Raw genomic sequence first — 24,121 nt, 5'->3', positions numbered from 1 at the left:
GGGCTAGAATTGCAGTCCGCCGTTTTGCAATGAACAAAGAGAAGAAGTAATCTCCGGAATACATCTACAAGTAGAAATCGAGGCTTAGTTTTAGAAACAGTAATGACAGATTTAAATTCCGCTGTCACTTGCTGATTAGAACGCCATAGCGAACAAAAATATTCGAAATTTAACAATTCTTTTCTTAGCGATCTTTAGCGTTAAAAAGAAGGTTTTTAGACTGCCGCGTCGCGTCGCTCTTCGCAATGACAATGTCTTGCTGCTCCGGTAGGAAAAAGAAAGCTGCTAAATAACTCTTAAAGTTTCTTTCATATTTCTCTGTTTCTTAAAAAAACACGATATTTGTAACGCGAAAAATTCAAGTAAAATTTTCAAAATAAGCAAGGTTTCTTTTAACCTTGAAAAATAATAAATTATCAGATGAAAATATCAAACAACTGGCTTAAAGATTATATCAAAACGGACCTGAAAACTGAAAGAATCGGTGAGTTCCTTACAGATATAGGACTTGAAGTTGAAGGGATAGAAAAATTTGAAAGCATAAAAGGAAGCCTGGAAGGAATTGTTGTAGGTAAAGTTTTAACCTGCGAGAAACATCCGAATGCAGACAAATTAAAAAAGACAACCGTAGAAGTAGGAAACGGAAAGATTTTAAACATCGTTTGCGGAGCTCCCAATGTGGAAGCCGGACAAACCGTTCCCGTTGCAGTTGTCGGAACAAAAATCTATGATAAAACCGGAAACTTTTTCGAGATCAAAGAAGCAAAAATCCGGGGAGAGGTTTCTCAGGGAATGATCTGTGCAGAAGACGAATTGGGTCTTAGCGACGATCACGGCGGAATTATGGTTTTGGATGAAGAAAAGTTTGAAATCGGAAAAAATTTCGCAGATTACTTTGAAATAACAAACGATGAAGTTCTGGAAATCGGTTTAACGCCGAACAGAACCGATGCAATGTCTCATTACGGTGTTGCAAGAGATCTTCATGCTTATCTTTCCACAAACAAGCAGAAATCTGAGTTCGAAAAAGTATCTTCTGTTGCACTGAACAACGAAGGTTCTCACGATTTTACATTAGAAGTGGAAGACGCAGAATTATGTCCGAGATACATCGGAGCGGTAATCGAAAACGTAAAAGTGGCAGATTCTCCGGCTTGGCTGAAAGACAGACTGAAAGCCATCGGATTAAGCCCGATCAACAATGTTGTAGATATTACCAACTATATCCTTCACGGTTACGGACAGCCGCTTCATGCTTTTGATGCAGATAAAATTGCAGATAAAAAAGTAAAAGTAGGGACAGTAAAAGAAGGAACAAAATTCACGACTTTAGACGGCGTTGAAAGAACTTTAAACGGTTCTGAAATCATCATTAAAGACGGAAAAGATACGCCGATGTGCATTGCCGGAGTTTTCGGAGGTGCCAATTCAGGGGTTTCTGCTGAAACAACTACCATCTTTTTGGAAAGTGCTTATTTCAATCCGGTTGCGGTGAGAAAAGGGGCAAAATTTCACGGATTGAATACCGATGCTTCTTTCAGATTCGAGAGAGGAGTGGATCCTAATATTACAAGAACAGCAATTACGCACGCTATTAAATTAATTCAGGAACTTACTGAAGGAAAACTTGTGGGAGAATTGCTGGAACAGTATCCTAAGAAAATTGAAGATCAGTATGTCATCATCAGATTTTCAAAAATCGAGCAGATTTTAGGAACGAAAATTCACAGAGAAAAAGTAAAAGAAATTTTAAAAGCCCTTGAAATTCAGGTTTTAAATGAAATTCAGAACGGGTATGAAATTTCTGTTCCTGCGTACAGAGCAGACGTTACCAGAGAAATTGACGTTATCGAGGAGATTTTAAGAATCTACGGATACAATAAGATCGATGCACCTCAAAAAATTTCGTTTACGCCGGTAAAACTGGCTGCACAGGATCAGGATGAGCTTGAAAATAACTGGGCAAGAACGTTACAGGGATTAGGTTTCAATGAAGTAATGAACAACTCATTGACTTCACTGAAAGATGAAACGGATGCTGTAAAATTATTAAATCCTTTAAGCAATGATTTGGCATTTATGAGAAAGTCTTTACTGGAAGGGCTTTTGCAGAATGCAATCTACAATATCAACAGAAAAAATCAGGATATTAAATTCTTCGAATTCGGGAAAATCTATCATAAGAGAGATCAATACGAGGAAAGAAAGCAACTGGCTATCCTTGTTTCCGGAAGAGACGTTGCAGAAAACTGGCTGCAGCCGAAATCTGCGACAAGCTTCTATAACCTGAAAGCTTATGTAAAAGTTTTGCTTGAAAGATTATCCATTGATTATAAAGAAGCGGCTTTGTCTGATGAAAGATTTTCTGATGCTTTGGCGTATGAAGCGGACGGAAAAGCTTTGGTAAGGATCGGGAAAGTAGCTCCTCAGATGCTGAAAGATTTCGATATTGAGCAGGAATGTTTCTACGCTGAAATCGAACTTGAATTTGCACAGAAATTACGTTCTGAAAATCAATTGAAATTCAAAGATATTCCTAAATTCAATAAAATCAGAAGAGACCTTGCTTTACTGATTGATAAAAACGTGAATTACGAAGATCTTTATCAGACTGCAAAGAAAAATAAATCTCCGTACCTGAAAAATATTAATTTATTTGACGTTTACGAAGGTAAAAATCTTCCGGAAGGCAAGAAATCTTATGCAATGAGTTTCGAACTTTTAAACGAAGAGAAAACACTGGAAGAAAAAGAAATTACTGCGGTAATGGATTCCTTAATCAAATCTTTCCAGAAAGAATTCAATGCAGAATTAAGAGGGTAAAAAAAATACCTTTCGAATACAATATAAACGGACATTTGTCCGTTTTTTTTATGGGTAAAATTAAAATTGACAGCAATTTAAAGATTGAATGTTTTATTAAATTAACCTCAGTTCGGGATAAGAAAAATTTTAAATAATTGATTTATAGTGTTGTATTATTTTATCGCAAAGAAAAACAAAAGATTTTTTTTACTTATTGAAAGTTTGTAAGGTAAACAAAGACACTTCGTTTATTTAAAAAAGACAAAAATGGTATTACTTTGATAAGTTTTACGCCTTTGTATATCTTAAAAGCTGAATTCCTGATAATTGAATCTCTTTGTTTAACCTTGCGTTTAATACTTATCCCGAACTTAGGTTAAATTCAGATAAATCATATTCAATTACAATTTTATCTGAAGTGTTAAAGAATAATAAAATCTTCCGAAACCCGTTTAAATAATAATAATTCCGTAAATTTGGTTTAAATCAAAAAGTAAACAATGAAGAATTTTTTTTTAAGTATATGTACTGCTGCAGTTTTGGTTTCATGTGGAACAATGTCGAGTTCTTCTGCTTCCAAAGTAGGAAAAGCACAGCCTTCTCTTGCGGGTACAAAATGGGCTTTGGCTGATAATGTGAAAGGGAAAATTCCTACCCTGAATATTGAAGGAGAAAAAATCAGTGGTAATGCGGGATGCAACAATTACTTCGGAACGGCAAAAGTAGATCCTTCTATGGGAAATTTTTCTGCGGGAGCTTTAGGTTCTACAAGAATGGCGTGCGATAATATGAGCGTGGAGAAAAACTTTATGGATATGGTAGGAAAAGCCAATAAATATGTAGTAACCGGAAATGTTCTGGAATTGTATCAGGACAATCTTTTACTTTTAAAATTCAATAAAGCTGAATAAAATAAAAAGGAACTCAATCGAGTTCCTTTTTTATGTTTAAATTGTTATTAATCTTCCTCTTCTTCGTCGTACTTAGCCAACTCTTCATCACACCATTTAAACGCAGCTTCTACTACTTTTGTAGCCTCGTCTGCCATTGTTTCTTCGTCGTCACCTTCCAGATCATCCAGCCACTCAACTTCTTCTTCCTCAACGTTTAAGATAAATCTTGGATATTCTGTATGAACCACGAATAAATCTTCTGGAAATTCCGAATTATCTGCTAATAAAAACTTTGGTAATTTCATTTTTTTAATGTTTTAACTTTAAATCAAAGATAATAAAATTATTGGTATTTGTTCTTGTCAATCTTTATTTTTTGTAAAACTTTATACCTTGTTAACGTTGTTTTCTGAAGCGTATCTTTCGGTTTAAAAGTTAACGTAATATTCGGATTGATGGTACTCATCAGTTCGGCAACCTGTATTTTATCAAGATCTTCCGTGGTTTCAAGATAGAATTTTAAAGGTATTTTATCAAGTTTTTCAGATTGCAGAAACTGCTTCATTTCCTTTCTGTTTTCCAGATAATTGCCTTTGGAAAGCCATGTAAATAACATTCCGGAAAGCAGACTTAAAAAGCCTAAAGCGTACGTTTTAACCTCAAAAACCATGAATAATTTCCTGAAATAAACCAGCCAGACCGGAAGACTGAAAGGAGCCATTAATCTGTAATCGATCGCATTCACAGAATAAAAATACTGAATAAAATACGAGCAGATCATCCCGAAAATACTTACAAAAATATAAAATGCCTCCGTTTCTGAGAGTTTGTATTTAATAAACAAAAATACAATCAGAAGAATATTTAAAAAGCCGATTCCGTAGATCGCATAATTGATCATTCCGCCTCCCGGATCTGCAATGTGAATAAAAGGGTTGAAAGTGGTACACAATCCCTGAAACAATTCAACAAGAAGTTTAGAGGTAGGATGCAGACCGATTTCCAGAAATTGACTGACATAGTTTTCGTTAAAGTAATCGATAAAAAGGAATTTATACAAAACCACAAAAATTCCTCCGATGAGTCCTGAAATAATAAATATTCCCGAATATTTTCTTTTCCAGAAAATCAATCCGAAAAGTCCGGTTCCGCCCATAATGAAAAGAGCACTGTATCTTATGTTATACAATGCAATAAGGCTTAACGAAAGATAAAAAACAGCTTTTCCTTTTTCTAGTTTTCCTTCAATAATTAATGTGGAAACATATAAAAATAAAACTACGAACGGCAAAATCAACGGTTCGCTCATAGTGTATGAGAAAATTGACAAAAAGCTGAATAAAGCACATAAAACAACGGATTCTCTAAAGAAAAATTTCTTTTTCCAGGTGAAAAAAAGAATGAAGAAAAATGCGGAAATTCCTACGATTTTACTTCCCCAGAATTCATCAAACCCGAAAAACGTAAAAAATTTTATTGCTAAAGGATATCCTAAAGGAGTCGTGGTATTGTCGATCGTCGGGAAAACGTGCGCAAATCTCATATAACGGATGGAATCCGGATTTACACGCCCTTTTTCATTAAGCAGAAAACGCAAAATGGTCATCACTAAAGTAATGATGACCATTGATATCTGAATATTTTTTTCTTTAAATTTTATCAAGGTTGCAGTTATTAGGTTATAGATTGCAGATTTAGAGTCTAAATTTATAACTTATAATTCACAACTTAAAAATTATTTAGAAAACATTTTCGCTACTTTTTCTGCTTTTTTGCTTTCGGAGTAATCATAGAAACCTTCTCCTGATTTTACGCCTAATTTTCCTGCCATTACCATGTTTACCAACAATGGATTCGGAGCATATTTAGGATTTTTGAAGCCATCGTACATTACGTTTAAGATCGCTAAACAAACATCAAGACCAATAAAATCGGCAAGTTGAAGCGGTCCCATCGGATGCGCCATTCCCAGTTTCATTACCGTATCGATTTCCTCAACACCAGCAACGCCGTTGTACAATGTCTCGATAGATTCATTAATCATCGGCATTAAAATTCTGTTGGCTACAAATCCGGGATAATCGTTTACTTCTACAGGAACTTTTCCAAGCGTTTTGCTCATTTCATAGATCGCGTCGAACGTTTCTTTGGAAGTGGAGTAGCCTTTAATGATTTCAACCAGTTTCATAATGGGAACCGGATTCATAAAGTGCATTCCGATTACTTTATCTGCTCTTTTTGTAGCCGCCGCAATTTTAGTGATTGAGATAGAAGAAGTATTCGTTGCCAGAATACAGTTTTCAGGAGCAAACTCATCCATCTGTCCGAAAATTTTCAGTTTTAATTCCTGATTTTCCGTTGCTGCTTCCACAATAAGATCCGCAGAACCTACCGCATCCTGAAGTGCTGTAAATGTGGTGATGTTTCCTAAAGTTTCTGCTTTTTGTTCTTCGGTAAGGTTTCCCTTTGCAATTATTCTGTCGAGATTGGTGGTAATGGTTTTAAGACCTCTGTCTAAAGCTTCCTGAGATACATCTACAAGATTTACTTTAAAACCGCTTTGTGCAAATGTGTGCGCAATACCATTTCCCATGGTTCCGGCTCCGATAACTACAATGTTTTTGATCATTTTTCCTTATTTAAGTTTTAATTATTTGCTGTTGATTAAAGTTAAATTTCGTGCATTGGAAAGATCTGCTTTTTTTACCATCAACGTTTCATCAAAACTTACATTCCCGTCTCTGTTAGGTCTTTTCATTTGGTTCTGAGTATTGATGGCAGCTTTCAGTCCTTCTACAAATTTGGTTTTCTGGGTTCTGGAGAATGTATCTGTTCCGATATAAATGTTAAATTCACCTTCTCTTCCCAAACCGCTTTGTTTGTACACTTCGAAATTTTTTATTTTGTTTTTTTTCTGAAACTGATTAATAAAATTCATCACAGGTTTATCCGATGGTGTTCCGCAGCAAATACTGTGATAGCCTACCTGCAGATAATTTTCGCTTTTCTGTGCAAAAAATACTGCGGAAGTGAATAACCCGATTATTAATACTATTTTTTTCATTTTTAATGGTTTTAAAATTAAGCTTAAATTTTTACTTATTAAAATAATCCCAGACTGTTTTTGAAATGTCTGAAATCATTCTACAGTTCACTTCGGTTGTTTCCGTTGAGTTACTGACAAATACAGCTATTGCATAATGCTTGCCATTCGGTAAAGTGATGATCGCAATTTCATTTTCAGCACCCGTTAAACCTGCATTATTCTTGCCGGAAGATCCCGTTTTTCTGGCTACAGGTGTATCTTTCGGAAGCTGCTCAATTAATTTATTTGTTCCTGTGGAAGTGGAAAGCATTACTTTCATCAGATAATCGGTCGATTTTTTTGATAATAATTTTCCGTCATAAAACTTTTTCAGCACATCAACCGCGGAATTCGTTGTACTATAATTTTCATACTGTGCGTTCCAGTCTTTATGCATCGCTTCTTCATTGTATTTGATCTGAAAGTTTTTCACCCCTTTAGCATTCATAAATTTCTGAACAACCTGCGTTCCGCCTAATAATTTTAAAAGAATATCACAGCCGTTATTGTCACTTTTAGCAACGGTGTATTCAATAACTTCACTTAGAGGAACAGTACCGCCATTTGGATATTTTTCGCGAAGAGGCGACCATGTATTTTCATGTAAATTCGATTGGTTAAGGGTAACTTTTTGATCCAAAGAAAGTTTTCCTTTATCTGCATAATCTAAAACCGCAGCAGCAATATGAAACTTGAAAACACTCTGCATCGGAAGTTTTTTATCAGCATTTTTATTGTACGTAAAGCCGTTTTCGAATCCCAGAACGGAAATTCCGACCGTTGCTTTCTTATTTTTAATAATGGAGTTGATTTGCGTTTCTAAAGAGGATTTCTGGGCAAAAACAAAGGCCGAAATCAAAAGAAATAATAAGGTGATTTTTTTCATAATATTTGTTTAATCATATTTTTATTAACCGCAAAAGAAGCAAAAGAAATTCTGTAATGTTTAAATACTTTTTAGTTGATCAAAAGTTTGTAAAGGATAAAAATCTTTGATTTTTAAACTTATGTGTTCTTTTTTTTATTTAAGTATTGAACTTAAAATAACTAAAGTGTTAAAAATTTCCTTCTTTTGCGGTTAAAATAAAATTTAAAATAGTTTTAAAAATAAATCCCTCTTAGAAACTAAAAGGGATTTGCAATTTATGATTTTTTCTTTATCTCACTTCAAAATAATTCAGATTAACCCCATCATTTTCGAAATAAATTCTGATTTTATTTTCTCCTTTTTTAAGATGAATTCCTTTTGCAGAAGCCGTTTTCCAAATTTCATTTCCGCCTGTTGAAGCCAACGAAACTGAAGCTAATTTTTTTCCGGAAGCATCCTCAATCCGTATTTTCACATCGTTTTCACTGGCATATTTTATGTCGAAAGTATACGTTTTATCTGCTTTTGAGTTGATGGTATACTGAAGCCATTCTCCGCTTTCCGTTTTTCCGACGTAATATTCATTGTCTTTTGTTCTGTAAATATCAACACCGTCATTTCTCAGTTGATTTCCTGAATTCCATTCCGATCTTTTTGCAGGATCGCTCACCCAAAGATTAATGAAATCTTTATCCGAATAAGCAGAACCCATTCTTCCCAAATCATAATCGGTTGCAAAGATTTTTCCGGGAGCCTGAAGATTCTTGAAAGGTTTTGTGGAACCGTCTTTTGTCTGCCTGAACATCGCATCAATCACATCGTTTTTAACTTCAACATTGCTGAATTTGTAGTTTTCGGCGATTTGCATCAAAGCTTTCCTGGCGAATTCTTTAGATGGTTTTTCACCTCCGTTCTTCCAATAATCCAATAATTTCTGGTATTCCGGAGTAATTTTTACGTTGGTAATTCCTGCGATATTATCGATTTTTTTCATTGGCCAGAATGCGTAACCGATGTTGTGTTTATCTAAAAGCCGGATCAGCTCTGTAAACCATACATTTGAATTTTCGCCTGTTTCGCCCAGCCAGATCGGGATTTTGTGTTTCTCTCTTAAATCCAGTGCAAATTTCAGCGTGGCGTCATCATTATTATTCCAGTATTTATGAAAACTGAAGACCATATTATCGTCCCAAAGCGGCGTTAAACCGTTATAATTATTTCCCCATCCGTTTCCTTCGATAATAATGATGTGTTTTTTATCAACAGTACGGATCGCTTCCGTAATTTCTTTCTGAAGTTTCCAAAGCGGAGCATTCGACATTTCATCCGTTCCGTTTATATTTTTTCCTGTAAAATTGATATTCGGTTCGTTAATTAAGTCGTAACCACCGATCCATGGAGAATTTTTGTATCTTTCGGCTAGTTTCTTCCATAGTGCAATTGTTTTTTTCTGATTTTCTTCACTTTCCCAAAGAGAAGGTTTCGATTTGTCGTTATCAGAAATATTCACATCATTTCCCTGTCCGCCCGGTGCTGCGTGAAGGTCGAGAATCAGGTACATTTTATTGTCCGCGCACCATTTCAGAAGATCATCAGTCATTTTAAAACCTTCTTCCAGCCATGTATTTTCTCCTTTTTTAGATTCTTTTTCAATCGGTAGAGTGTACAGGTTATAATGCATTGGAAGTCTGATCGAATTAAATCCTGCTTTTTTCAGAAAATCAATGTCCTGTCTGGTAATTCCGTTTTTCAGATAAGCCTTATAAAACTCATTCATTCCGTCTTCACCAATAAGTTCAGCAATTTTCTCCTTGATTTTGTATTGCGGACCTGCAAAGTCGGCTGTTTTCAGCATATATCCTTCCTGAAGCATCCAGCCTCCCAAGCCGAGACCTCGCAACTGAATATTTTCACCTTTATCATTAATAATTCTTTCACCTTGTGTTTTTAAAAGTTGTGATGTCCCAAATTGAGACAATAAAAAAGCGGATAATAGGATGGCTCTTTTCATAGTGATTTTAATTATTGAATTGTTAAGGGATTGTTATAAAGAAATTATTGTTGAATAATGGCAAATATATTTAAAATATGTTGAATAATATTAAAAACAGAAATTGAATTGAAAAAAATAATGATGATTACGAATATTGTGTGGTGCACCTCCGGATCGGGAAGAATGAGAAAATTAGTGCTGTTTCGATGAAATGGAAATAGGCTCTTTAAGTTTGGTTAAAGCCGATTGAGCATAAAAAAACGGGTTTTTAGCCCGTTTCTATCAATAAATTATCGTGTTGTTCGTGAAAATATTTGTGCGGTTTGTGTTAAAAAATTTAAGAAATTAACTTCATAATCTCCAAAGCCACTTTCAGCGCTTCCGTTCCGTCCTCAATAGAAACTTCTACGTGTTTGTCTTCTGTAATAGAGTCTGCAAAAGAATTCAGTTCATCCAAAATGGCATTATTCGGCTGAATATTCGGATATTCAAATAAAATCTGATTTTTCTCTCCCTCTGCGTTTTCAATAATCATATCGAATGGAGTAGGGTGTTCAGGTGCATCTTTCATGCGGATCACTTCCGCTTTTTTCTCAAGAAAATCAACGGAAATATAAGCGTCTTTCTGGAAGAAACGGCTCTTTCTCATCGCTTTCATCGAAATTCTGGAAGTCGTTAAATTCGCAACGCATCCGTTTTCAAATTCAATTCTCGCATTCGCAATATCCGGTGTTTTGCTAACCACACAAACGCCGCTTGCGTGAATATTTTTAACCTTAGATTTAGCAATGCTTAATAAAATATCCAGATCATGAATCATCAGATCCAGAACCACAGAAACATCTGTTCCGCGCGGATTGAATTCTGCTAACCGGTGAATCTCGATAAACATTGGATTCTTAATATACTCTTTCGTTGCAATAAACGCAGGATTATACCTTTCAACGTGTCCTACCTGAGCTTTGATACCTTTTTCCTGACATTTCTGAAGAATTTCTTCCGCCTGTTCCAATGTTTGGGTAACCGGTTTCTCAATGAAAAAATGCAGACCTTTTTCAATTGCTTTTAGCGCATAATCGTAATGATAAATGGTGGGCGTTACAATATCCAGCATATCGATCTGCTCCAGCAATTCCTCAAAATTCTCAAAATATCTATACCCGAATTCCGCTTCCAGTTTTTTTCCGTTTTCTACGTCTTTATCGTGGAAACCGATGAATTCGTATTTATCTGACTGATTTAAAAGTCGTAAATGTATTTTTCCTAAATGTCCGGCTCCTACCAAACCTGCTTTCAACATAGCTGTATTAAATTTCTGTAAATATAACAATTTGTTGTTGGTTGTACGTAGACCCCTATCAGAAAATTAAAAACTGCGTGCAACAGTTTTTAACCCCCGACAAAATTTCATATTTTTGTGCAAACTGTTACCTGCAACCTAATAACTACTATCTATAATGGCGCAAGATTCGTTTGTACATAAAGGAAAAAGAAAGATTTTAGTGGAATATCTCCGAAACAGAATCGGGATTTCGGATGAAAACGTACTTTCAGCGATGAATGAAGTTCCGAGACACCTTTTTATTGAAAGTATTTTCGAAGATTTTGCCTACGAAGACCGAGCTTTTCCTATTCTTGCGCATCAGACGATTTCGCATCCTTCAACCGTTGCCGAACAGTCTGAACTTCTGCAGGTGAAAGAAGGAGAAAAAGTGTTGGAAATAGGAACCGGTTGTGGCTATCAGACCGCCGTCTTAATGGCAATGAAAGCCCATGTTTATACGGTTGAACGACAAAAAGATCTTTTCGATTTTTCCAAAAAGAAACTTCGTGAAATGAATTTATATCCAAAATTTCAGAGTTTCGGAGATGGCTTTGCCGGATTTCCTACTTTTGCTCCGTTTGATAAAATTATCGTGACCTGCGGCGCTTCCGTTTTGCCAACCGAACTTCTGAAACAGCTTAAAGTCGGAGGAAAAATGGTTATTCCTCTCGGACCAACCGATGAGCAGGTTTTATACAGATTTACAAAAATCTCACAGACCGAATTTGAAAAAGAGGAATTCGGGGCTTATAAATTTGTTCCGATGCTTGGAAATACAAATCAGTGATGTTTGTTTAATTGGGATGGATGAAGGGTAAGACCGTTTTCAGAAATAAATTGAAGAATATCTTTTCGGACAGTAAAAATTCATTCAATTTTGCTTTAGCCCAAACTTGCTTCAACACATAAAATAAAACAGAATAAATTTTTTAATTTTAAAGAGTTAAAAAATAAAAATGAATTCTGAAATCTCAAAATATAACAGTTCTCAAGCGGAATCCGATCGGGAAATCTGCGAAAGACTTTCTGAAATTCTCTCTGAGAATCTTATTGATGCTGAATCTAAAATCTGGCATTCTCATCCTGTCTGGTTTTTAGACGGAAATCCGATTGCAGGATATAGCAAACAAAAAAATGGAATAAGACTTATGTTTTGGAGCGGCAAATCTTTCAATGAAGAATTTCTGAACGTTCATGGAGGAAAATTTCAGGATGCGTCTGTTTTTTATAATAGTGTCTCAGAAATTAATGAAGAAGATCTGAAAAGAGCTTTAAAAAAATCTAAAACCATTCAGTGGGATTATAAAAATATAGTGAAGAGGAAAGGTGAATTAATTTTAATTCAAAAAAAACATTTCTTCAAAATTCGGAACGAAAATTGAATAGTCATAATTGTCTAATTAACTAAAATCTTAATATGATGAATACCAAAAGATTTAAAATATTACAAGATTTCAGTAATATTCAGAACAGTTTTAAAATGAATTTCCGAAACAGAGCAGAAGTTAATCAGGATAAAAAAGAATCCGAAAATAATCTTCAGATAAAGGATTTCAAAGCTAAAAAGTCGGAACCGAAAAGAAAAGTAAGAAGATCTGCACTGGAAATCTGGGAAGAAATAGAAGAACTGGCATCCGAATCTTAGAAAAAATAAATTTAATGTATAATTTTTAATATTAAAGTTGAAAAACCTTGCTTGCGAAAAGTGAGGTTTTTTACTTGAAGAAATCATTTAACCATCACAAAAAAATATGAAAATATTCATCAACAAAAAAATTCCTGAAGCAGGAATGCAGCTTCTTAAAGACGCAAATCTTGAAATGTTCATTCCTGAACATGAAAACCTCTCACATGAAGAATGGCTGAGTTACTGCAAAAGCAATGATGCCATTTTAAGCGTGGGAGGAGAGTTTAAATTCGATAAAGACTTCTTCAACGAATGCTCGAATATTAAGGCGATCGCTTTATATTCCGTAGGTTTTGATCATGTGGATATTAAGGAAGCCGATGTAAGAAAGATTCCAGTCGGAAATACACCCGATGTGTTAAGCAAGGCAACTTCAGATGTTGCATTTTTACTTATGCAGTCGGTTGCCCGAAGAGCAAGTTATAATTTTGAAAAAGTAAAATCCGGAAACTGGGGAGATTTTGATCCTCTCCAAGCTTTAGGTCAGGAATTATACGGAAAAACTTTAGGTATTTTCGGTCTCGGAAGAATTGGGTACGAAATGGCAAAAAAATCCAAAGCTGCTTTTGATATGGATATTATTTATCATAATCGTCACCGCAATGAAGAAGCAGAAAAGAATTTGGGAGCCCAATATGTTTCTTTTGACGAACTTATTGAACGAGCCGATGTTTTGAGCATTCATGCCAATTTCAAAACAGAGCAGAAAGAGCTTTTTAATGCTTCTGTTTTCGATAAAATGAAGAAGAATGCAATCTTCATCAATACCGCAAGAGGAGGCTTTCATCATCAGAAAGATCTTTACGATGCACTTTCAGGACACAAAATCTGGGGAGCAGGACTTGATGTTACTAATCCTGAACCTATTTTTAAAGATGATCCTATTTTAGAACTTTCTAACGTTTGTGTGCTTCCTCACATTGGCTCTGCGACGGAAGAAGCAAGAAATGGTATGGCGAAACTGGCGGCTGAAAATCTTATCGCATTTTCGAAAGGAGAAAAAATGCCTGCCTGTGTAAATCCGGAAATTTACGGTTAATATCTTGGAACTATTTTTGTTTAATGATAAGTAACACCAAAAAAATAGCATTATGATACCCGAAAACAGCGAACAGGAACAGGAAAGAAGACTGGAACAACGAGAGTATAAATCCAGTGAAGATATTTTTAATCAGGAAGAGCATATTTCCTTAGACGGAAACGGAAAACCAATTTTTAATGAAAAAAATGATGATGACAAACTGGATAAAGGATTGGATATTCCCGGAGTGGAAGATGATGATGAAATGGAAGAAATCGGGAGTGAAGATGAAGAAAATAACTACTGGAGTCTGAGTGATAATGATGACGATCATGAAGAGGAAAATGACGATGTTTTAAGATAATATCAACTCAGTATCAAATAATTGTAAACCTTGCTGTTCAGGCAAGGTTTTTTTTGTCTATATTTATATTGTAAATTATTATATTATGAACTTATTTAAAAATTTGTTATGAATACCATGTAAATAATTGTTTACAATTGATAATTGTGTCATAAAAAATGGTAAATTTATCAATAAATAGTGATTAAAAAGAAAGCTTGATTATGATAAAACCTTTACAATTTATCCTTGTATGGATGAGTGTTTTCGGGCTTGCCCAAACTCCCGGAAATATCATCATCAAAGACGCAGTCGGCAACGAGAGCTTTAATGTTACCTGTACCAATGGTCTTAATGCAAACGGCTGTATTGATCTTCATGTGGAGTATCCTGTCATTAAGCAGACCACAAATTATGAAGTCGTTTCACAGGCTTTTGCCCCTCCCATTGCTTTGAATCAGGGAACTCCGCTTAATGCTAATTATGATGATGCTTTTCCTACCAAACTGGATCTGCCTTTTCAGTTCTGTTTTTACAATCAGAATTTCAATGCCTTGGTTGTCGGCTCGAACGGAATGGTTACTTTTGATCTGAGCCAGTTGGGAAACATTAACTATCCCAATGTTCAGTGGCAGAATCCCAATGTCAGTCTTCCCAAAAATTCTATTTTCGGAGTGTACAACGACATGGTTTTTTCTGCAAATGATCCCTCCGAAATATATTATTCCACCATCGGAACGGCTCCCTACAGAAAATTCGTAATCAGTTTTTATGAAGGAAGAATTGCAGGATGTACAGAAAGAGTTTCTTCGCAGATTGTTTTGCATGAAACCACGAATGTGATTGAGGTTTTCGTGGATAAAAAACCAACGCCGTGTCCGACAAGAAAATTTGAAAATGCTTTAATAGGCGTAATTAATGCAGACGGAACACTCGGTGTTTCTCCTCCCAACAGAAATACGGGCGTTTGGCAGGCTTTGCAGGAAGGATATAGATTTAATCCGCTTGGAAATGCCATTCAACCGGATGTAATGTGGACGAATTCCGCAGGTCAGACGGTTGCTACAGGAATTCAGGCAACAATTTGCCCTACCCAGAATGAAGTGTATACGGCAACTGCGGTATTTAATACCTGCGGAACCAGCACCCTAACTTTAACAGATGATTTTCCTTTAACATTTGATCCTACTTATCCCGCTGCTAAAAATTTCACACAGGATTACTGCGGAAACAATCCCGTAAACCTTACTTTAAGCAGCTTTCAGGGAAATGTAACCACACAGAATCCGGCGAATTTTGTCTTCAGCTTTCATACAAGCTTGCAGAATGCCCAAAATAACGTCAGTCCGCTGCCGAATAATTATACTTTAACAGCCAGTACGGTTTTATATGTAAGAATTCAGAATCCCAATGTTCCGGGCTGTTACCGGGTTGCTGTTTTAACGTTAAATTTACAGACGAAAAGCTTACTCAAAAATACAGTTGAGATTTGTGATACCAATAACGATGGAGTAGAAGCGAACTATAATTTATCGTTTCTGGATCCTGAACTTTTCCCACCCGGAACTACAGGAATTTCTTATTTTGCAACACAGGCAAATGCTCAGAACAACACCAATGCAATCAGCACCATCAATGTAACGGCAGGAACAACGGTTTGGGTAAGATTGCAGGAAGGAAACTGTACCTATGTTTTAGGTCCGGTCACTTTCCAGTTCAAACCGGGAGTTAATCTCAATTCTCCGATTAACTATAACTATTCAACGTGTGATATCAACAATGATGATGCAGAGCCTTTTGATTTTCCTTTAACTTTCGGACCGCTGATTTCATCACAACCGGGAGCTGTTTTTACCGCATACGCCACCTACAATGAGGCACTTACAGGTTCAGGAGGAGTTTTAAGTACTGTGCATGAAGGAACTTATACCATTTTTATCAGAGTTCAGATTCCGAACGGATGTATTGCGGTTGCTACCGTAAATCTGAATATTACGTTTAATAAAATTGTGGTGAATTCTAAAACAGAATACATCTGCTTTAACGGAACGGATGACATCAGTATCAATTTAAATACCCTTTCAAACGGAATGCTGGTTTCTCCGGCAACAGTTCCTGTGGTAGAGTTTTATTCAAATTATCCCGATGCAAGTTTCGGAATAAATCCTATAAGCCCGAATCAGATCATCACGACCAACGGAAACTTTGTTACGCAGACCTATTATGTACGTTTCGAAATTTCAGATTCGTGTTATACCATAAGACCTATCACGATCAATTTGGTTCATCCGGTGATCGAACAGTCCAGTTTTACGGTTTGTGATTTTAATAATGACAATACAGAAAATGTACAGTTGTCTCAATTTTCATCTGCGATGATTGGAAGCCAGAATGCTGCGGTAACTTTCTACCTTACTGCTGCAGACGCTGCAAGTGGAAACAATCCTGTGAATAACGTTACCTTCACCGGAACACAGCAGTTTTTTGTGAAAATCAACTCGTATAACTGTGAGCAGATTTATCCTTTCACCGTAGGATTAACTTCTACACCTGCCGTAAATCCTCAGGTAACAGTTAACCTGACCAATATTTGTGACAACAATAATGACAATACGGAAATCTATGATCTTACACAGGCACAAAGCCAGATTACAACAAGTTCCAATGTGAATTTCACGTATTATCTGAACTATGATCCGGTGACACACATTTTCACCAATGAAATTACAAACCCTACCCAGTTTGTAGTTACCGGAGGAACTGCAACAGTTTATGTAAAGGTTAAATTTAATAACAACGATTGTTTTTCAGCCGTTAAATTAACCATTCAGATGTCATTCTTACCTCCTGTAGTTCTTAATAATGCGGTATTAAACAAATGTGATGAAGATTTTAATTTAAGTGAAACTTTCCAGTTGAGTGATGCTACTTCTCAGATGTTTATTCCTGCTCAGAACACCTATCCTTTATCGAATATCACCGTTACTTATTATAATACACAGGCGGAAGCCAACGCAGGAAATCCTGCCAACCAGATCGGAAATACCGTTACAACCAATATATCTACCGTTCAGGTCTGGGCAAGATTTCAGGTGAATACAACGGGATGTTACTCCGTAGCGTCAATTGAGCTGAATACGTATTTCCCTCCGAAAGCCATCAATTCTACCATTTCAGTTTGTGATGAAAATCTCGACGGAAGTTATGAAGTGAACCTTTTGAATTTTACCAATTTAATGGTTGATGCACCGAATCCTGCAAATACATTTACCTTCTATCTTACACTTCTGGATGCGCAGAACGGAACCAATCCTATTGCCAATCCTTCCAACTTTACCGCCAATCCTTTCCCTGCACAGATGTGGGTGAATGTGCAGAATATTCCGGGCTGTAACGATATTGCAACCATAACCTTTACTTACGGAAATAAAGTAACCCTACTGAACAACGGACCTTTCCCTTTAGCAACCTGTGATATCGGAAATGACGGATCTGAAACGGTCAATTTAACACAGTTCCAGACACAGATTTATAACGGGGCAAATGTTACCTTTACGTATTATGCTTCATTAGCAGATCTTAATGCGGGAACCAATGCCATTGCCAATCCCTCAGCGTATCTTTATAATCAGGTTTCAGGTTCCAGTACCATTTATGTAAAAGTAAGCGTTCCGGGATTTTGCTCGAATCTTGTTCAGATTCAGCTTTCACTGAAGAAAACGCCTATTTTCGATATCCCGACATTGTATTTCTGTCCGGAAGGCTCATTGAGCAGTTATACTGTAAACATTACCAACTATACCATTGTAAGCTATCAGTGGACTAATCCTGCAGGGCAGACCATCTCTACAACGAATACGATTACAGGAATTAACACAGTAGGAACTTATTCATTAACCGTGACGGCAGACAACGGATGTTCTTACACCAAGACTTTCGAAATCAAACATTATGAAGTTCCCGTTATTACAAGCATTCAGTTTAATGGCAATAATGTAATTATTTATGCTACAGGTTCAAAATCAATACTGTATTCTATCGACGGTATCAATTGGCAGGTAAGCAACAGCTTCAATAATTTACCTACAGGAATTACCACATTCTACGTGAGATTTGCCGACAGCGACTGTATTGTGAAAAAAGACGGTCTGGTATTGGATATCACCAATGCAATTACACCAAACGGTGACGGACTTAATGACCATTGGATAATTAAAGATCTTCAGGTATTCGGAACAAAAATGTCTAACCTTAAAATCTTCGACCGTTATCAGATGCTGATTTTTGAACAGAATTCAAATACCCAGTTCTATTGGGACGGAATGATAAAAGGAAGAGTGCTTCCAACCGCAAGTTACTGGTATGTAATTACCATACCGGACGGCAGAACATTTACCGGCTGGGTTGTGGTGAAAAATCATAATTAAATCTAAAAAATCCTTTCATACTAAACCTCATTGAAATGTTCAGTGAGGTTTTTTATTTTTGAAAATCTTAAACCTTCGAAATTTCCATAATGGAAATTCCCCTCCTCTGGAGGGGTGGCAAAAATTGATGAAAATTTTTGACGGGGTGGTTTAATTGAAGAACACAAAACAATAAAAACAACAAATAATGAAAGAAATCCTTACCATCATCAATGGAGTTCCTGTTCGAAGGAATTTTGTGGAAAATCTTCCCTACAATCCAAAATTAAAACCTCTGTTGCACAGAAAACGTAAAGCCGGAATTTTGAGTGAAGTCATTTTCTGGAAACAGGTTCGCGCAAGAATATTTCATAACATTGATTTTGACAGACAGAGAATCATCGGAAATTACATTGTTGATTTTTATGTGAAAACGCTGGGGTTAGTTATAGAAATTGACGGCTGGAGCCACGAAGGAAAAGAAGTTGATGATGAGGCAAGGCAGAAATATCTGGAATCTTTAGGTCTGACAATATTCAGGATAACAGACTTTGATGTACGACATAATTTGTCTGTTGTGATGAAAGATTTAGAATATTTCATTGTTGAACATTATAAATACAAGTAAAATATTCATCACAAAATTCCCCTCCTCCGGAGGGGTGGATTCGACCAAAGGGAGAAGACGGGGTGGTAAAATCATAGACAAAAACATCACTCGTGATTATTAAAACCACCCCGTCAAAAATTCTTCAGAATTTTCGCCACCCCTCCAGAGGAGGGGAATCTTTCATGCTGTTTCAATTTTTATCACATAAGTTGCAGGGATTTTCTAATTTGAATATCTTTAAAACCACAAAAATAAATCTACTAAACTAACAACGATCAACAAATACATGACATTCCAACAACAGATACAGCAGGGCATACCCAACCGTTTGCCACAGCCGAAACCTTACGAAGCCAACATCAATCATGCGCCGAAGCGTAAAGAAATTTTAGGAGAAGAAGAGAAAAAATTGGCATTGAAGAATGCTTTGCGCTATTTCGAGCCAGAATTTCATGCCGAATTACTGCCGGAATTCAGGGAAGAGCTCGAGAAATATGGAAGAATTTATATGTACCGTTTCCGTCCGGATTATGAGATGAAAGCGAGACCAATCTCTGAATATCCCGGAAAATCGGAGCAGGCAAAAGCCATCATGCTGATGATTCAGAACAATCTGGATTATGCCGTAGCGCAGCATCCTCATGAACTGATTACGTATGGTGGAAATGGGGGAGTATTTTCCAACTGGGCGCAGTATCTTTTAACGATGAAATACCTATCTGAAATGACGGACGAGCAGACCTTGGTCATGTATTCAGGTCATCCGATGGGATTGTTTCCTTCCCATAAAGATGCGCCGAGAGTAGTGGTAACGAACGGAATGATGATTCCCAACTATTCCAAACCGGACGACTGGGAGAAATTCAATGCATTGGGCGTTACACAGTACGGACAAATGACTGCGGGAAGCTATATGTACATCGGTCCGCAGGGAATTGTTCACGGAACAACCATTACGGTACTGAACGCGTTCAGAAAAATCAATAAAGATCCGAAAGGCGGACTGTTCGTGACTTCAGGATTAGGCGGAATGTCCGGCGCGCAGCCGAAAGCAGGAAATATTGCAGGCTGTGTTACCGTTTGTGCCGAAGTCAATCCAAAGATTACCAAAATCCGCCATGAGCAGAAGTGGGTGAACGAAATTCATGAAAATCTTGACGCATTAGTTGCAAGAGTTCGACAGGCGCAGGAAAATAAAGAATCTGTTTCTTTAGCGTACTTGGGAAATATTGTTGAGGTTTGGGAAAAATTCGATCAGGAGAATTTAAGAATCGACATCGGTTCAGACCAGACTTCGCTTCACAATCCTTGGGCGGGAGGATATTATCCTGCGGGACAGAGCTTTGAAGAATCCAATAAAATGATGGCGGAAGATCCGGAACTGTTTAAAGATAAAGTTCAGGAAAGTTTAAGAAGACATGCAGAAGCCATCAACAAACATACTGCAAAAGGAACCTATTTCTTCGATTACGGAAATGCCTTCTTACTGGAATCTTCCAGAGCAGGAGCCGATGTAATGGCGGAAAATCCTACGTTGGGAAGAGAATTTAAATTCCCTTCGTATGTTCAGGATATTATGGGGCCGATGTGTTTTGATTACGGTTTCGGCCCCTTCCGTTGGGTTTGTACGAGCGGAAAACCGGAAGATCTACAGAAAACGGATGATATTGCCTGTGCGGTTTTAGAAGAAATTCAGCAGAATTCCCCTGAAGAAATCCAGCAGCAGATGAAAGACAATATTCAGTGGATCAAAGGAGCACAGGAAAATAATCTGGTGGTCGGTTCGCAGGCAAGAATTTTATATGCCGATGCCGAAGGAAGAATGAAAATTGCAGAAGCCTTCAATAAAGCCATTAAAAACGGAGAAATCGGACCGGTAGTTTTGGGAAGAGATCATCATGATGTTTCCGGAACAGATTCGCCGTACAGAGAGACGTCCAATATTTATGACGGTTCCAGATTTACGGCAGATATGGCGATCCATAATGTGATTGGCGACAGTTTCCGTGGGGCAACCTGGGTTTCGATCCACAACGGAGGCGGAGTAGGATGGGGAGAAGTCATCAACGGTGGCTTCGGAATGCTGCTGGACGGAAGCGATGATGCCGACAGAAGATTAAAATCCATGCTGTTCTGGGACGTGAACAACGGAATCTCAAGACGAAGCTGGGCAAGAAATGAAGGTGCTGTTTTCGCCATCAAAAGAGCCATGGAAATGGAACCGAATCTGAAAGTAACGCTCCCTAATTTTGTGGATGAAAATCTTTTTTAATTTAGAAATGAAATCAACTTTGTCAAAGTTTAAGAACTTTGACAAAGTTTCACAACAAACCGGCTTCAAAACCGGTTTTTTTATTCAGAGACTTTCAAAAAGTTTCATTCTGAACTAAAATGTAAGGCTTCTGAACAAAATTCTGAGCTAAAGTAAAGGGTTTTAATGGTCTGTTTTTAATAGTTTATGTGGTTGGAGTTGCTAAAAACCAAAACATTCCTTTTTAAATTACATCGGATAACAGTACCAGAATTATCATTAAATCAATATCATTTTAAGTTTGGCACTTTTTTAAGTGTACAAGAGTAACTCCTGATATAAGAATTTGAAAATTACAGGACATCTGTTAATTCTTTTTTTAACTCTAAAAACCTTAAAGATGAGCAGCCAGAATAAAGAAGAAATCTGTGTCGAGATCAGCAACGGACAGATTGATATGATTACCGGAATCGTTTACCGCCAGATTATTTCTCAGCGTTCTGTAAAATCATTGCAGATGACGGTGCTTGTTCCGCGAAACGACGAACCGAAACCGGCTATTCTCTATTTTCCCGGAGGTGGTTTTACATCAGCAGATTATAATAAGTTTTATGAAATCAGACACGCATTAGCTCAGGCAGGTTTTGTAGTTGCAGGAGCAGAATACAGAACCATTCCCGATACTTTTCCTGCGCCTGTGGTTGATGGTAAAGCAGCGATACGATATCTAAAGGCACATGCTGAAAATTTTGGAATTGATCCATTACGGATAGGGCTTCTCGGCGATTCTGCGGGAGGCTATCTCGTTCAGATGCTTGGAACCACAATGGGCGAAACTTTTTTCGAAGAAGGAGAGTACCTTGATGAGAATAGCGATGTGGCTTCTGTTGTATCTATGTTTGGCATAAGCGATCTTACTAATATTGGAGAAGGATATGAAGAAAAACTAAAGGCATTTCACCGTTCACCGGCTTCTACGGAGGCTCTTTTGCTTCATGGTCCTGCATTTTACAATTCTCCGGGCAACACTGTATTCGGGGATCTGGATAAAGCAAAATTTGCAAGTCCTGTAGGACATATTAAATCCGGACATCCTCCTTTTATGATCATGCACGGAACCAAAGATCAGCTTGTTTCTCCTGTACAGAGTATCCAGTTGTTCGAGCAATTGAAAGCAAAAAATAACGATGCTAAACTTGTTATGGTAAAAGATGCGGGACATGGAGATATTTTCTGGTTTCAACCTCCTGTTATTCAGAAAATAGTGGATTATTTTAAAGAAACAATCTGATGTGCATTTTCTGCTTCAATTATGAGGAGGGATAATGAAGAGTTTTTCAATATGCCAAACGTAATATTTCGTGCTTTATGATAACATAATATAAAAGAAGCCTTTCATTAGGCAGTTTTTTTATCTAGAGTAATCTTTGTTTTTTAAAACTTTCGATAATATCTTATTATATTCCTTGTCAAAATCAACAGTGTTTCCGTTATCATCTTCGCCATTACAGATCACATATCCAAAGTCGAAAACCGTATCTTTTATCTCTCAATTGTAGAATCCTCCCTAATTCGCAATATAATAGTAAAATCCGTCGCTGATATTCCGGGAACTCATGATCTCAAACAAGTGATTGTTGTTTTCCAGCATTCCCGACTGAGAAAAATAATAGCCGTAAGAATTATCTGAAAATCCGTCCAGAAGAAAGAACATTCCCAAGTCTGTTTTTACAATCGAATAAATATTTACTTTCTTCATCTGTTCAAGGATCTGTTGCTGCAACGAGCTGAAACGGTAGTTCCCTTCCGCTTTTATTTTTGCCGAGATCGGGAAAGGCGATTTTTGCGGAATCAAATAAGACCAGTATCCATTGTTTTCTTTAAAAATACCATCTACCCTTTGCAGAGAACTTTGGTTTACATAAATTAAATTTCTGCTTTTCCCCACTAGTGCAGCCAGTGTTTTAAACTCCGGAAGATGATCCTTCAGAAACTGAATATGCCTGTCCTCGTTAATCATGCCTTGTTTTAAAAACTGATTCGGTTTGTCTGCTGCTTCCTTTTCCGTCAGTTCATACCGCTGAGAAAAACCACCCCAGAAGAAATTGGAGATTTCACTTGATGTGCGTACAGAATCGAGCGCATAGATTTTCTCATGTTGCAAAGGTCGGATATCCCATTTCGAAAAAGGCTTTGAAAACTTCAGATACTCCTCCAGAGGAACTTTACGTTCCACCGTCAAACTGTCTAAATAATTAAACAGTTCCACATCATATTTTTCGGTTTTATTTAAATAGTCCTGACCGAAAACAGATGCCGATAAAACGAAAAACAACAGAATGACAATTTTTTGCATAGAATAAGAAAGCAGTTTCGTGATTATTGAATTGCAGAAACAAATGTAATGAAAAGTTGAGAAGGGAAATGAATGAAAGGTCCTTTTAAATTTTTAATTTAATACAAATACTTCATGGTTACATTTCAAAACTATTCCGGTTATTCAGAATGGAATTTTGCGAAGCATTATGCAATGAAGAATCTTTAGTCTGAAGTTATTTTAGATTTTTCGACTCCACTTCGTTGCGCTCAAAATGATAGTGTTGCAGATTAAATGACAGTGTTTTTAAACACATCAGTCACATAAGATTTTATAATAATTTCTACGCTTTAGATCAGAACACATTAGTCTATGAAAATCTTTGATTTTCTTGCGCCTTAAAGATCTGAGACGAATAAAAATATTGCGTCCTTGCGTTTTCCAAAAAGAATATTTTATCTATAAAAAGTTGAAATTTTGATGATTATACTTAGCTTGTTTTTTACAATTTTCAGCGC

The 24,121-nt window shown here is 36.7% G+C and carries 19 protein-coding genes; 11 read left to right on the top strand and 8 right to left on the bottom strand.

Features of this window, described 5'->3' with window-relative positions:
• Positions 1 to 420: 420 nt before the first annotated feature.
• Both pheT and QWT87_RS05715 read left to right on the top strand, forming a co-directional pair.
• Positions 421 to 2,823, top strand: coding sequence for a phenylalanine--tRNA ligase subunit beta (gene pheT / locus QWT87_RS05720; protein ID WP_302714635.1), 2,403 nt, complete (start codon positions 421 to 423; stop codon positions 2,821 to 2,823).
• Between the two features lie 482 nt (positions 2,824 to 3,305).
• Entirely contained in the window at positions 3,306 to 3,716 is a 411-nt protein-coding gene (locus QWT87_RS05715; protein WP_302714633.1) for an META domain-containing protein, read from the top strand.
• Between the two features lie 47 nt (positions 3,717 to 3,763).
• Here the strand turns inward: QWT87_RS05715 and QWT87_RS05710 are convergent, their stop codons facing one another.
• From QWT87_RS05710 to QWT87_RS05680, 7 genes are all read right to left on the bottom strand, one after another.
• Complete coding sequence (locus QWT87_RS05710) at positions 3,764 to 4,003, bottom strand: hypothetical protein (RefSeq protein ID WP_002977986.1); 240 nt, start codon at positions 4,001 to 4,003, stop codon at positions 3,764 to 3,766.
• A gap of 38 nt (positions 4,004 to 4,041) precedes the next feature.
• On the bottom strand, positions 4,042 to 5,361 hold the full coding sequence (locus tag QWT87_RS05705; protein WP_302714559.1) for a hypothetical protein: 1,320 nt from the start codon (positions 5,359 to 5,361) through the stop codon (positions 4,042 to 4,044).
• A 72-nt stretch (positions 5,362 to 5,433) separates the two neighbouring features.
• Positions 5,434 to 6,324, bottom strand: coding sequence for a 3-hydroxybutyryl-CoA dehydrogenase (locus tag QWT87_RS05700; RefSeq protein WP_175608832.1), 891 nt, complete (start codon positions 6,322 to 6,324; stop codon positions 5,434 to 5,436).
• 24 nt (positions 6,325 to 6,348) lie between these two features.
• Positions 6,349 to 6,762 carry a hypothetical protein gene (locus QWT87_RS05695; protein WP_302714556.1) on the bottom strand — a complete coding sequence of 138 codons (414 nt, stop codon included), beginning with the start codon at positions 6,760 to 6,762 and terminating at the stop codon, positions 6,349 to 6,351.
• Positions 6,763 to 6,793: 31 nt separating this feature from the next.
• The gene (bla-A, locus tag QWT87_RS05690) at positions 6,794 to 7,669 is read right to left on the bottom strand and encodes a CGA/CIA family class A beta-lactamase (protein ID WP_302714554.1); all 876 of its coding nucleotides are present in this window, start codon (positions 7,667 to 7,669) and stop codon (positions 6,794 to 6,796) included.
• 271 nt (positions 7,670 to 7,940) lie between these two features.
• The gene (locus QWT87_RS05685) at positions 7,941 to 9,662 is read right to left on the bottom strand and encodes a cellulase family glycosylhydrolase (protein ID WP_302714552.1); all 1,722 of its coding nucleotides are present in this window, start codon (positions 9,660 to 9,662) and stop codon (positions 7,941 to 7,943) included.
• Between the two features lie 319 nt (positions 9,663 to 9,981).
• Entirely contained in the window at positions 9,982 to 10,944 is a 963-nt protein-coding gene (locus QWT87_RS05680) for a Gfo/Idh/MocA family protein (protein WP_288458842.1), read from the bottom strand.
• Between the two features lie 157 nt (positions 10,945 to 11,101).
• Here QWT87_RS05680 and QWT87_RS05675 point away from each other — a divergent pair, with 157 nt between their 5' ends.
• The 9 genes from QWT87_RS05675 (at position 11,102) to QWT87_RS05635 (ending at position 22,577) form a co-directional block, all read left to right on the top strand.
• Positions 11,102 to 11,755 (top strand): protein-L-isoaspartate(D-aspartate) O-methyltransferase, encoded by a 654-nt coding sequence (locus QWT87_RS05675; RefSeq protein WP_302714550.1) that lies wholly within the window; start codon positions 11,102 to 11,104, stop codon positions 11,753 to 11,755.
• Between the two features lie 169 nt (positions 11,756 to 11,924).
• Positions 11,925 to 12,350, top strand: coding sequence for a DUF1801 domain-containing protein (locus QWT87_RS05670; protein WP_288458839.1), 426 nt, complete (start codon positions 11,925 to 11,927; stop codon positions 12,348 to 12,350).
• Positions 12,351 to 12,385: 35 nt separating this feature from the next.
• Positions 12,386 to 12,613 (top strand): prevent-host-death protein, encoded by a 228-nt coding sequence (locus QWT87_RS05665; RefSeq protein WP_288458837.1) that lies wholly within the window; start codon positions 12,386 to 12,388, stop codon positions 12,611 to 12,613.
• A 106-nt stretch (positions 12,614 to 12,719) separates the two neighbouring features.
• Positions 12,720 to 13,694, top strand: a complete 975-nt coding sequence (locus tag QWT87_RS05660; protein WP_288458835.1) for a 2-hydroxyacid dehydrogenase — start codon at positions 12,720 to 12,722, stop codon at positions 13,692 to 13,694.
• Positions 13,695 to 13,746: 52 nt separating this feature from the next.
• Positions 13,747 to 14,040 carry a hypothetical protein gene (locus QWT87_RS05655; RefSeq protein ID WP_288458833.1) on the top strand — a complete coding sequence of 98 codons (294 nt, stop codon included), beginning with the start codon at positions 13,747 to 13,749 and terminating at the stop codon, positions 14,038 to 14,040.
• Positions 14,041 to 14,243: 203 nt separating this feature from the next.
• A complete protein-coding gene (locus tag QWT87_RS05650; protein WP_302714546.1) occupies positions 14,244 to 18,446 on the top strand; it encodes a T9SS type B sorting domain-containing protein in 4,203 nt (1,400 codons plus the stop codon).
• 187 nt (positions 18,447 to 18,633) lie between these two features.
• Positions 18,634 to 19,053 (top strand): endonuclease domain-containing protein, encoded by a 420-nt coding sequence (locus tag QWT87_RS05645; protein WP_302714544.1) that lies wholly within the window; start codon positions 18,634 to 18,636, stop codon positions 19,051 to 19,053.
• A gap of 268 nt (positions 19,054 to 19,321) precedes the next feature.
• The gene (locus QWT87_RS05640) at positions 19,322 to 21,307 is read left to right on the top strand and encodes a urocanate hydratase (RefSeq protein WP_302714542.1); all 1,986 of its coding nucleotides are present in this window, start codon (positions 19,322 to 19,324) and stop codon (positions 21,305 to 21,307) included.
• 379 nt (positions 21,308 to 21,686) lie between these two features.
• The gene (locus tag QWT87_RS05635) at positions 21,687 to 22,577 is read left to right on the top strand and encodes an alpha/beta hydrolase (RefSeq protein ID WP_302714540.1); all 891 of its coding nucleotides are present in this window, start codon (positions 21,687 to 21,689) and stop codon (positions 22,575 to 22,577) included.
• 276 nt (positions 22,578 to 22,853) lie between these two features.
• Here QWT87_RS05635 and QWT87_RS05630 read toward each other — a convergent pair whose 3' ends face one another.
• A complete protein-coding gene (locus QWT87_RS05630) occupies positions 22,854 to 23,642 on the bottom strand; it encodes a hypothetical protein (RefSeq protein ID WP_302714537.1) in 789 nt (262 codons plus the stop codon).
• Between the last annotated feature and the right edge of the window lie 479 nt (positions 23,643 to 24,121).

The sequence above is a fragment of the Chryseobacterium urinae genome, assembly GCF_030518295.1.
Taxonomy (GTDB): Bacteria; Bacteroidota; Bacteroidia; order Flavobacteriales; family Weeksellaceae; genus Chryseobacterium; species Chryseobacterium mucoviscidosis.
Note: the sequence above shows the minus strand (reverse complement) of the source record. Positions and strands in the feature narration are given on the sequence as shown.